Below are 10927 nucleotides of genomic sequence, written 5' to 3' on the forward strand. Positions count from 1 at the left end.
CATCATGAAGATAGCAATGATTGGGCATAAGAGAATACCATCCCGTGAAGGCGGAATTGAGATAGTTGTTGAAGAACTGTCATCACGCCTTGTTCAGATGGGACATTCAGTTACTGCCTATAACAGAAAAGGCCATCACGTATCGGTTAAGGATGCTGATCTTGAGGCTCATAAATTAAAAGAATACAAGGGAATCAGGATTGTTCATGTTCCTACACCACAGAACAAGGCCATGAATGCTATTGTGTATTCATTTCTTGCAACTATAATGGCTATTTTCGGGAATTATGATGTAATCCATTACCATGCAGAAGGCCCAAGTATGATGCTGGTTATTCCTCATTTCTTTGGAATAAGGACCATTTCTACCATACATGGTCTTGACTGGCAGAGGTCCAAGTGGGGAGGCTTTGCCACAAAGATGCTTCAGCTTGGAGAGAAGATGGCTGCAAAGTATGCTGACGAGGTGATAGTTCTTTCACGTAATGTACAGCAGTACTTCAAGGATACCTATAACAGAGAGACAATTTACATTCCAAACGGAGTAAGTAAGACTGAGTTCAAGGAACCGGATATTATATCCAAAAAGTTTGGGCTTGAGAAAGAAAAGTACATTCTCTATCTTGGACGACTTGTTCCAGAAAAAGGTGTTACTTATCTAATGCAGGCATTTAAGATGATTGACACGGATATGAAGCTGGTTATTGCCGGTGGAACAAGTCATTCAGATGCCTATGTTGATGAGATAAAAGCCTTGGCCAAGCAGGATAAAAGAGTTGTTCTTACTGGCTTTGTACAGGGAGATCTTTTATCAGAGCTTTTCAGTAATACCTATATGTATATTCTTCCCAGTGACGTAGAGGGAATGCCCATTAGTCTTTTGGAGGCTATGAGCTATGGTCTTCGCTGTCTTACCAGTGATATTCCTGAGAATAAGGAAGCTTGTGAAGATTATGCTATGTATTTTGAAAAATCCAATGTTAAGGACCTGGCAAAAAAGCTTGATGCTGCATTAAAAGACAGCTCACTGTTCCACTCCGAAGAGGAGATCATGAATTACTGCTACGAGAGATACAGTTGGAATAAGGCTACAGGCGCCAGCGTAAAGCTATACATTGATGCAATCCTTAATGTGGAGAGGATAGATAATGTGTGATCATGATAAGTGATTATTTTCAGACTTTAAAAAGAGTTTTCATTATGGAAACTCAGGGAATTAGACCGGAAAATTTATTTATCTGGATGATGATTGAAGCACTTCTGGTGCTGATGGTTGGAACGTTTCTTAGGAAAAAGAGAAATGTCTCCTGGAGAATGCTCTGTTTTTCATATTTACTGATTGTTTATGCGAGCATTCTTTTGGCTATCACTATATTAAGGCGCCCTGGTGGCTCAAGGGCAGGAATAGTGCACCTTTATATTAACCTGGGGCTTGGGCTTCTTGGTGGTCCACCATCTCTATTTGTGGCAGCATTTGCTTTTTACAATATGCTATTATTCTTACCTATGGGGATGTTTGTTTTTTATCATTACAGGAATGTGGATCCAGCTATGGGTATATTAAAAACTACTGTTGTAGGATTCATTGTCAGCCTCATTATTGAGTGCAGTCAGCTTATTACCGGAAGGGGAATGTTTGAGCTAACCGACATATTTACCAACACCGGCGGATGTTTTGTGGGAGCAATCATAGCCTTCCTGATTCATGAATGTAGGAAAAGTTTTTGTTACGGAGCGCATTATGAAAGTATTAATGGTTAACAAGTTTCTCTATCCTAACGGAGGATCTGAGACGTATATTTTTAAGCTTGGTGAGGCTTTAATGGCAAAGGGCCATGAAGTTCAGTACTTCGGTATGGAGCATGAAGGAAGATGCGTGGGAAACAGAGTGAATGCCTACACTTCTGATATGGATTTCCACGATGCTGGGAAACTGGAGAAGCTGACTTATCCTCTTAAGACCATTTATTCTAAAGAGGCCAGACAGAAGATAAGACTTGTTCTTGATGATTTTCAGCCGGATGTGGTACACCTTAATAACTTTAATTATCAGCTTACACCTTCTATGATCCTTGAGATTGTAAGCTGGAGAAAGAGTACCGGTCATAATTGTAAGATAGTGTTTACCGCTCATGATTATCAGTTGGTATGCCCAAACCATATGTGCAATAATCCCAATACCCATGAGAACTGTGAAAAGTGCCTTGGTGGAAAGTTTATGAACTGTACAAAGGGCAAGTGTATTCACGGAAGCACAGCTAAGAGCTTTATCGGAACCCTTGAGGCTTCTTTCTGGAAACTGAAGGGAACATACAAATATATCGATACCTTTATCTGCTGCAGTAGATTTATGAAAGAGAAGCTGGATTCAAATCCGTTGTTTGCATCAAAGACAGTGGCAATACATAACTTCCTTGATGAGATTCCCTGGGTTGAAGTTCCTAAGGAAGACTACGTTCTGTATTTTGGCAGATTTTCAGAGGAAAAGGGTGTAAGAACTCTCATTGAAGCAGCAAAGAGACTTCCTGAGGTGAACTTTGTTTTTGCAGGTAAAGGACCACTTGAGAACCTTCTTGAGGGAGTTGATAATATCAAGAATGTTGGATTTAAGAGTGGCGATGAATTGGCGGACCTGATCCGTAAAGCCAGAGTTTCTGTATACCCTTCAGAGTGGTATGAGAACTGCCCATTTTCAGTAATGGAGTCCCAGCTTTACGGAACTCCTGTTATTGGAGCAAATATTGGTGGAATTCCTGAGCTCATTAGAGTGGGGGAGACAGGTCTTTTGTATAAGAGTGGTGATGTTGATGCTCTTTGTGATGCAATACACACTATTTGGCAGGATGATGCCAAGGCAAAAGAAATGCATGAAGCTTGTAAGGATCTGAGCTTTGATACTATAGATGAGTATCTTGATAAGATCTTGAAGATATACGCTGCATAAAGCAGCCCAGGTAAAGGAGAAAGAGGAGTAAAATGGCAGAGAAGAAGTTAAACGGAACCGTAATTGTAACCTACAGATGTAATGCACGTTGTTCTATGTGCAACAGATATAAGGCACCTAGTAAGCCTGAGGAAGAGATTTCAATTGAGACTATCAAGAAGCTTCCTAAGATGTATTTCACAAACATCACAGGTGGAGAGCCTTTCATCAGAACAGATATCAAGGATATCGTAAGAGAGCTTTACAAGAAGTCAGACAGAATCGTTATTTCCACTAACGGATTCTTCACAGATCGTATCGTTGATCTTTGCAAGGAGTTCCCTCAGATTGGTATCCGTATTTCAATTGAAGGTCTTGAGAATACCAACAACGAGATCAGAGGTCTTGAGAACGGCTATCAGAGAGGTTATCAGACACTTAAGACTCTTCGTGAGATGGGCATGAAGGACGTAGGTTTTGGAATGACAGTTCAGGATAAGAACGCTCCTGACCTTGTTCCTCTTTATAAGCTTTCAGATGAGATGGGAATGGAGTTTGCTACAGCATCTCTACATAACAGTTTCTACTTCGTAGAAGCTAAGAACATCATCAAGGATCGTCCAATGGTTGCTCAGAACTTTGAGAACCTTGTAAATGAGCTTCTTGCCAGCAAGAGCCCTAAGAAGTGGTTCAGAGCTTATTTCAACCACGGACTTATCAATTACATCTATGGCCAGAAGAGACTTCTTCCCTGTGATATGTCTTTTGACACCTTCTTCATCGATCCTTACGGCGATGTAATGCCATGTAACGGAACTAAGGATAAAGAGGTTATGGGTAACCTTAACGAGCAGTCCTGGGATGAGCTTTGGAACTCAAAAGAGGCTGAGGCAGTTCGTGCCAAGGTTCGTTGTTGTGACAGAGACTGCTGGATGATTGGTTCAGTTTCTCCTGCTATGCACAAGTATATCTGGGTACCACTTTGGTGGGTAATCCGTCACAAAGCAAAGTTCTGGACCAAGAAGAAGTACAGCATGTACGAGAACAAGATCGTTCGTGACCTTCGTGATGGCAAGGTTACAAAGGAAGAACTTGATAAGTGCAGCACCTGTGACCTTTGCGCAACAGTTAATAACGGCCTTTCAGCAGCTTCAATGGAGCAGCTTAAGGACAAGACCGGTGAAGAGATTGTTGACGCCGACATCGCAGCTCAGATGCAGAAGTAATACAGTAATTATTATTTTGATGACCTGCTTTTAAAGCAGGTCATTTCTTTATTTATGGAGAAAAGGTGCTTTTGTTCTATTGACAGAATATTCCTTATTGTGAAGTTTTGCCATAATCTTAAGAAATTCTTAAGAAATTTCGATGGTAAATCTTAAGAATTACATGATAGAATCATTTTCGTGCCTGTTCAGGGACGTCTGTTTCATTCGAAGCAGAATCAGCGTTTTCGCTGAGATTATCCACTATATGTCATACTTGCTAGCAGTATGGAAAGAAAATATAATTAAGGAGGAAAAAGTGGGAATTAAAGATGATGTGTCCAACAGCTACATGTCGGACAATGAACATTTTGCAGATGCCTTTAACTATTTTATTTACGGCGGAGAGCAAGTAATTAAACCTGAGGATCTTGCTCCAGCAAATGCTGTTGAAACAGCAGTAATAGGTAAACTTGAGAAGATGGTTACAGCAAAGAAAACTCGGGATGTTATAAAGAATGTTACCATCAAACATGGAGACAACATTACATATGTGCTTCTAGGCATAGAGAACCAATCGGATATCCATTATGCTATGCCGGTCAGAAACATGCTATATGATGCCTTGAATTATGATTCTCAGGTTAAGGAAGAAAAGAAACGTGTAAAGGAATCAGACCAGAAGCTTGAAAGCGCTGAGTATCTTTCGGGGCTTACTAAAGAAAGTCGAATCAATCCGGTAATTACACTTGTAATTAATTGGAGTAACAAGAGGTGGGATGGCCCCAGAAAACTATCAGATATGTTTCCCAAAACAGATTCCAAGGTTTTAGAGTTTGTCAATGACTACGAACTAAAGCTGATAGATCCTTATGATATCAATGATTTTGAGAAATTTAGTACCAGGCTCGGAGATGTCTTGGAATTCATAAAATATCAGGATGATAGAGAATATTATTTGAGAGCGAAGAAAGAAAAAGGTGAGGGTTGGTTACTGGATGTGGATTCGATTAATGTTATCAACACCTTCACCGATACGACAATCTCAACAGATTTAGCAGAAGGAGGATTAGTGAATATGTGCAAAGCTACAGAAGTTTTTGTTGAACAAGGTATAATTAAAGGTCGACACGATATCAATATGCTGAACACCTGGCTCTTTGATTTAGACAGAGTAGAAGATGTTAAAAAAGCTGCTATCGACCCAAGTGTAATGGAGGCTCTCATCCAGGAATACAATGAGTGTCATGACGATAAACTGACATAAAATAACAATACTAACTTTTATAGCTTATCAGATAGGTATTTTTGATTTCACATTGCTTGAGGATTATCTTAAAATATTTGGGAACTATCAGATGAGTTATGCCAGGTACAACCATCTATAGGGTTTAATTTTATAGACAAAGCGCGGATGTTGAATCTGCGCCTTTGTTACATATTCTACAAAGTACCAGGTACATTGAACTCGAACCATATATTTAGAAAAGCGAGAAGGCCATTTAAGAGTATGCGACTAAAATATAATTTGATTTCCACATACAGAAAAGAGCTTATGGGTATCGCCATAATTTTGATAATGATTTCTCATAATACGGTAGATGCTCCTGGCGCTTTTCACATAATCAACAGTGGTCTTCAAGTCTTTTCACAGGTCGGTGTAGATGTTTTCTTTTTTCTGTCAGGATTTGGTTGCTTTTATTCAATGAATAAAATATCGGATATTAGTACCTTTTACAAAAGGCGTTTAAGAAGGATACTTCCAACTTATTTAGCGGTTGTACTACTATATGGCGTTATAGCTGTTATCTTCCTAAAAACTCCTATAACAGAATGCATATGGAATTATTCTCTTATTTCTTTTTATGTTGCTGACGATCTTCATGAATGGTTTGTTGCAGCCATACTTCTTGTGTATTTGTTATATCCATTCATACATCATCTGATAATAAAAAAAGAAGCTGTTGTCAAACTCGCTGTTCTAGCTATATATATTCTTATATTTTCATCAATATTTGGTCACATTCATTTTAGACCGGTAATCATGTCTATCTTTGTAACAAGGATCCCTGCTTTTTTGATCGGAGCTCTTTTTGCCAAAAGAGCTATCGAAGAAATGGACATCAATGAAAAGGTGGCGTTCATTGTGACGACAATCGGGGTGCTTTGTGGCGGCATTGCTATGTATGTACATCATAAGAGAGTACATAGTAGCTGGACTATCATAAGAACCTCTTATATTTTTGTGCTGTTAGCCATAGTATTTATTTGGATAGTGATTCAGGAATACAACAGAAGGGAAAATGTGATCACACGCCTAGTCCCGAGCTTCTTAAGCTATATTGGTGGCCTGACTCTGGAGATATACTTATTTCATGAAAAAATTCTTGGCGTTTTATCACATATCATTATTTCAAAATCTTTTCCGGCGCTATTAGTGGAGAACATATTGGCAATTATTTTTTCAATCTTGTTATCTGATATACTTAAGAGATGCATTGAAAGATGTATGTCATATGTTGCACTATAATCCGTCAATTTCTTAAGACTTTCATAAGATTAGCAGCAGAACTTCATAAGATTGTCATAAACCTATTTACAAGATGTTCCGCTAATGATATAGTCACATTCGTTGGAACAAATTCATAACAATTCTTGCTCCACCCGGAGCAGTCGCTGACACAGACAGTGTATCTGAAACACTGTTTTCTATGTACAAAATGCATGATCTTCTGTGTATGCGATATCTTCCAGACGCTGAACAAATAGAGAAATCTTTATCCCTATTGCACATTGGCTAACTTTGCCTATGAGTAGCTTTTTCTGTGCATTCTTCGCAGGCTATACTAATCCTTTAGGTTATTAACGTCTGCATCTAACTCTCTTTTTGTTCAGCGTACTATCTTAAGTTAATTAAAGAAAGACTAACTATTAGAAGTCAAGAAAAAATAAATGATTTTTAATCAAAACGCAGAAATGCGATTTGTATAGTGGCTGGGACTTATTTCCAGCAATCAGTTCCTTGAAAATTGCATGACAAACAGAGCATCCGATTGGGTGCTCAAATAGAAAAGGTATATCTGATTGATTAGCTCGGAGAGTAAGCTTGTCCGGTTAGTTCCATCCTATAGATTGTTCGGATCAGCTTTTTCGCCGCATGTGATACGGCTACATTGTAGTGCTTGCCCTCGGATATTTTTCTTCCGAGGTAGATGCCGAAGGATTCATCCCATTTACAGACAAACTTTGTGGCGTTGAAAAGCGCATACCGTAGGTATCGTGACCCACGTTTCTCCATGTGCGAGTGTGATGAATCAAGCTGCCCGGATTGATATGTTGATGGAGATAATCCTGCATAAGCGAGAATCTTGTCTGCATTATCGAAACGTGCAAAGTCACCTACTTCCGCCAGAATCATCGCTCCCATACGGTAACTGATGCCGGGGATGGTCATTATCGGGGATTGCATTTCATCCATGATTGCTTTTATGGAGGCTTCGATTTCTTCAATCTCTTCGGAAAGTATCCAGATGAGATGAATGGTATGTCGTAGTTCCATGGATTTTGCGTCCATAGGTGTGCCGATAGAATCGATAGCGGCATTCCTGATCTCAATAGCTTTATCTCGGCTGTATCGTCCTTTGGAAGAGGATTCGAGAAGCTTTTTGAGATGTGTCAAATGACATCCTGCAATGTAATCGGCACCGGGGAGTTCTTCTAAAAGCGTGTAGATGGAATTAAGGTGAAGCGAAGGAACAAGTTTCTCCAGTTCGGGGAATAGGATGTTCACAAGCCTGGCTAAAGAAGACTTGAGCTTAGAACGTTCATGAACCTTGTCAAAGCGATAGCGGGTTAATGATTTCAGCTCTTCTTTGTGATATGATATTTCCGAGTAGGGCTTGAGTGTCCTATCGGTCATCAACATCATAGCGATCGAAGAGGCATCGACTTTATCCGTTTTCGTCTTTCTAAGGCTTAGACCTTTTCTGTAAAGATTTGTGTGTAGCGGGTTGATAACAACGGTCGGGAAACCTTTATCAACGAGCGACGCCAGAAGATTGTTAGAATAGTGACCGGTAGCTTCAAGACCTACTTTTATTTCTGTCTTGTCAGAAGTCACTTCTTCGATTCTGGAGAAAAGCTCATCAAAACCGACCTTGTCATTTGAGATGGTGAAGACTGGATAGAGCTTCCTGCCTTCGTCGTCAAGAATACAGCAGTCATGCTTGTCCTTGGCAACATCGATACCAACATAGATCATAATCATGATCCTCCTTAAAAGTATTTGATGCTGCTGTTATAAGATCCACAGGGCTCTTTGCATGCTGTAACCTCGTTCTACATAAACCGTCATGCGGTATCTAACTGATTAACAATTAAACAAAGAGACTGTGGTTGGAGCCTTTCTTAAACCGTCTACGCGGTAGGACAAACACACCAATCCACAGCATCTTTAACAGCATACCTTATACCTATAGAAAAGGTAAAGAATGGGTATGACTATATAATACGAGGACAAAAATGAACAAAAACAATCAACAAGACAAAATGGAACGAATCACACTAGAACAGGCAAGGAAAAGCATTTCAGAAATGAATCTGATCAATGGATTTCTCTTTGACAGCACCCTGGAGGACGAAGATGATGCAAAGATCATAGTTGGGAACATCTTGAAAGCAGTCTTCTTCAGAGAATTCAACATAAGATCCATCACATCTCAAAAGCCCATCCAGGCTATCGATACCAAATATCACGGAATCAGACTTGACGTCAAAATAGACGAGACTGAAGATGGAAAAGCGCCAACAGCAACAATCTACGATATAGAAATGGAGGATCGCCAATCTGACAGAAAGTATTTACCAAACAGATTAAGATTCTATAACGCCCTTTATGACGCAAAACTTCTTGAATCAGGTGATGAATACGATAAGCTTCCTGACTTTGTATCTATTGTAATCTTATCATACGATCCATTTGGGGCAGGGGACATGTATTATGAGGCAATGAGCACGCTGATCACGCATCCTGATATTCCTTATGAAAATGGTATTAGAAATATCTTCTTGTATTGCAACGGAATGCCGAATTTTGATGATCCCAATGGAAAGATATCACTTCCCCCTGAACATAGTAAAAAGCTAAAGGAAATGCTAAAATATATAGTATCAGGAGAGAAGCCAATACTTACTAATATTGACATCGATGAAATTGATACTATAGTTACCAGGGTCAAAGGCCGAGAGGAGGTAACCAAAGCATATATGAGACAATGGGATAGAGAACTTTCGATTAAACGTGATGCAAAAAATGAGACTAAGCAAGAAGATGCCATTAAAGACATCTGTTTTGATATTGAGCATAATATTCCAATTGAAATAACCAGGAAACGTCTGAAAGAAAACTTTGGTTATGACAGCAATACTATCGATGAGCTTATCAAACAGGCAAAAGAGAACAAAGAACTAGTACTGAATGCAGGAATATAGAAGGAGTGATGGACATGTTCTCAAAAGAACTTCAACTCATGGACCGCAACACAGTTAAATACATGATTGATGAACTTCAGGAACAGCTTGACAGCAAAACAGAGCAGCTTGATGCCTCAGAATCAAATGTAGCCACACTTACGAATGAGAATGTCACTCTAACAAATGAGAACGCTCTTCTACGTAAACTATTGGATGACAATGGTATTAAGTATTGATACCATTGCAGTGTTTTTGTGCTTTACCTACCCAAATGATCTTAAGGACTTGTTGGTTGAATAATGGGGCTTCGTGTTACTGCAGGTCAGTACTATGGCCAACAGGGAATTATACGATTTACTGAAAGGAGATTCCAGTATGTGTGAAGCATTAAGAGAATTAATGGCAGATGAACTAAAAGAAGCTGAAGAAAAAGGTGGCAATCTTAAAGAAAAAGAGCTAACCCCAATTATCATAGATCTTAGAAAGGCAAACGCTGAGAAAGACAGCGCTCTTGCTGAGAAAGACAGCGCTCTTGCCGAGAAAGACAGCACTATCGCCGAGAAGGACACAGCTCTTGCAGAAATGGATGCCATGCTCAAAAAGTACAAGGAAAAATATGGAGAGATTTAAAACGATGAAATTACTTTTGACCTGCTTTTATAGCAGGTCATTTCTTTGTTTTGGGAAAAGAACTGTTGCGCCTTTTAAAGTGCGTTCCTTGTCGATAAAACATCAAATTCTTAAGGCTTTCTTAAGAATAGCAGCAGAACTTCTTAAGATTTCCCCAAACCTATTTACAAGTCATTTACACAAATGATATAGTCTCGATTGTTAAAACAAATCCGGCCCCAATCGGAGCAAACAAAGGCATTTGTATCCTATCTGAAAGGTTACAATCTATGTTCATATATGAACAATAAGCCTTTGAATTCCCAAAAACTATTAGAAAACAGGCGTATTGTCCGCCTAAAACGGAGGTGATATAATTTTTGATGAAAAGAAAAACAAAAAAAGGAAAGAGTGATGCCATTGACTGGCATTCAGGAATTGCCGGAGGGTTAAGCCTTATCTTCCGCAAATATAAGGATAAAATAATTATCCAGCGTGAATATCAGCTTTCAAAAAAGCCTCTTCGTATTGATTTTCTGGTGATTAAGAAGACTTCTGATATCCAGATAGATAATGCTATAGGCAAGTACTTCAGGCAGCATAACATAATCGAGTATAAGAACCCAAAGGATGATCTTAACATTGATGTGGTCTGGAAGACGATAGGATATGCTGGTATCTATAAGAGCCTTGGCGGGACCGTAGACAAAATATCTGC

At 39.3% G+C, this 10927-nt stretch carries 10 protein-coding genes and 1 pseudogene; 10 read left to right on the forward strand and 1 reads right to left on the reverse strand.

What is annotated here, in order from left to right; genetic code table 11:
- The first annotated feature begins 4 nt into the window (after positions 1 to 4).
- The 6 genes from BO18_RS14125 to BO18_RS14150 all read left to right on the forward strand — a co-directional run bounded on the left by BO18_RS14125 (position 5) and on the right by BO18_RS14150 (position 6658).
- The gene (locus tag BO18_RS14125; RefSeq protein ID WP_034446929.1) at positions 5 to 1156 is read left to right on the forward strand and encodes a glycosyltransferase family 4 protein; all 1152 of its coding nucleotides are present in this window, start codon (positions 5 to 7) and stop codon (positions 1154 to 1156) included.
- Positions 1157 to 1200: 44 nt separating this feature from the next.
- Positions 1201 to 1761: a VanZ family protein gene (locus BO18_RS14130; RefSeq protein ID WP_185752435.1), complete on the forward strand. Its 561-nt coding sequence runs from the start codon at positions 1201 to 1203 to the stop codon at positions 1759 to 1761.
- Positions 1742 to 2944 (forward strand): glycosyltransferase family 4 protein, encoded by a 1203-nt coding sequence (locus BO18_RS14135; protein WP_034446931.1) that lies wholly within the window; start codon positions 1742 to 1744, stop codon positions 2942 to 2944. Before BO18_RS14130 ends, BO18_RS14135 begins: the two co-directional genes overlap by 20 nt.
- A gap of 32 nt (positions 2945 to 2976) precedes the next feature.
- Positions 2977 to 4149, forward strand: a complete 1173-nt coding sequence (locus tag BO18_RS14140) for a radical SAM protein (RefSeq protein ID WP_034446932.1) — start codon at positions 2977 to 2979, stop codon at positions 4147 to 4149.
- 298 nt (positions 4150 to 4447) lie between these two features.
- Positions 4448 to 5395 (forward strand): Rpn family recombination-promoting nuclease/putative transposase, encoded by a 948-nt coding sequence (locus BO18_RS14145; protein ID WP_185752436.1) that lies wholly within the window; start codon positions 4448 to 4450, stop codon positions 5393 to 5395.
- 288 nt (positions 5396 to 5683) lie between these two features.
- Entirely contained in the window at positions 5684 to 6658 is a 975-nt protein-coding gene (locus tag BO18_RS14150; RefSeq protein ID WP_185752437.1) for an acyltransferase family protein, read from the forward strand.
- A 558-nt stretch (positions 6659 to 7216) separates the two neighbouring features.
- Here BO18_RS14150 and BO18_RS14155 read toward each other — a convergent pair.
- A complete protein-coding gene (locus BO18_RS14155; RefSeq protein ID WP_034443423.1) occupies positions 7217 to 8389 on the reverse strand; it encodes an IS110 family transposase in 1173 nt (390 codons plus the stop codon).
- A gap of 260 nt (positions 8390 to 8649) precedes the next feature.
- On the opposite strand from BO18_RS14155, the gene BO18_RS14160 reads away from it, so the two are divergent.
- The 4 genes and pseudogenes from BO18_RS14160 to BO18_RS14175 all read left to right on the forward strand — a co-directional run.
- Entirely contained in the window at positions 8650 to 9618 is a 969-nt protein-coding gene (locus BO18_RS14160) for a hypothetical protein (RefSeq protein ID WP_034446935.1), read from the forward strand.
- 14 nt (positions 9619 to 9632) lie between these two features.
- Positions 9633 to 9836, forward strand: a complete 204-nt coding sequence (locus BO18_RS14165) for a hypothetical protein (RefSeq protein ID WP_034446936.1) — start codon at positions 9633 to 9635, stop codon at positions 9834 to 9836.
- A gap of 139 nt (positions 9837 to 9975) precedes the next feature.
- Positions 9976 to 10230, forward strand: coding sequence for a hypothetical protein (locus BO18_RS14170; protein ID WP_034446937.1), 255 nt, complete (start codon positions 9976 to 9978; stop codon positions 10228 to 10230).
- A 362-nt stretch (positions 10231 to 10592) separates the two neighbouring features.
- Positions 10593 to 10927: pseudogene (locus tag BO18_RS14175) on the forward strand (hypothetical protein); the annotation flags it as partial.

Source organism: Butyrivibrio sp. AE2032, from assembly GCF_000702965.1.

Coding starts and splice junctions, on each gene's coding strand:
- BO18_RS14125 (WP_034446929.1), top strand. CDS start 5: ATGAAGATAGCAATGATTGGGCATAAGAGAATACCATCCCGTGAAGGC.
- BO18_RS14130 (WP_185752435.1), top strand. CDS start 1,201: ATGGAAACTCAGGGAATTAGACCGGAAAATTTATTTATCTGGATGATG.
- BO18_RS14135 (WP_034446931.1), top strand. CDS start 1,742: ATGAAAGTATTAATGGTTAACAAGTTTCTCTATCCTAACGGAGGATCT.
- BO18_RS14140 (WP_034446932.1), top strand. CDS start 2,977: ATGGCAGAGAAGAAGTTAAACGGAACCGTAATTGTAACCTACAGATGT.
- BO18_RS14150 (WP_185752437.1), top strand. CDS start 5,684: ATGGGTATCGCCATAATTTTGATAATGATTTCTCATAATACGGTAGAT.
- BO18_RS14155 (WP_034443423.1), bottom strand. CDS start 8,389: ATGATCTATGTTGGTATCGATGTTGCCAAGGACAAGCATGACTGCTGT.
- BO18_RS14160 (WP_034446935.1), top strand. CDS start 8,650: ATGAACAAAAACAATCAACAAGACAAAATGGAACGAATCACACTAGAA.
- BO18_RS14165 (WP_034446936.1), top strand. CDS start 9,633: ATGTTCTCAAAAGAACTTCAACTCATGGACCGCAACACAGTTAAATAC.
- BO18_RS14170 (WP_034446937.1), top strand. CDS start 9,976: ATGTGTGAAGCATTAAGAGAATTAATGGCAGATGAACTAAAAGAAGCT.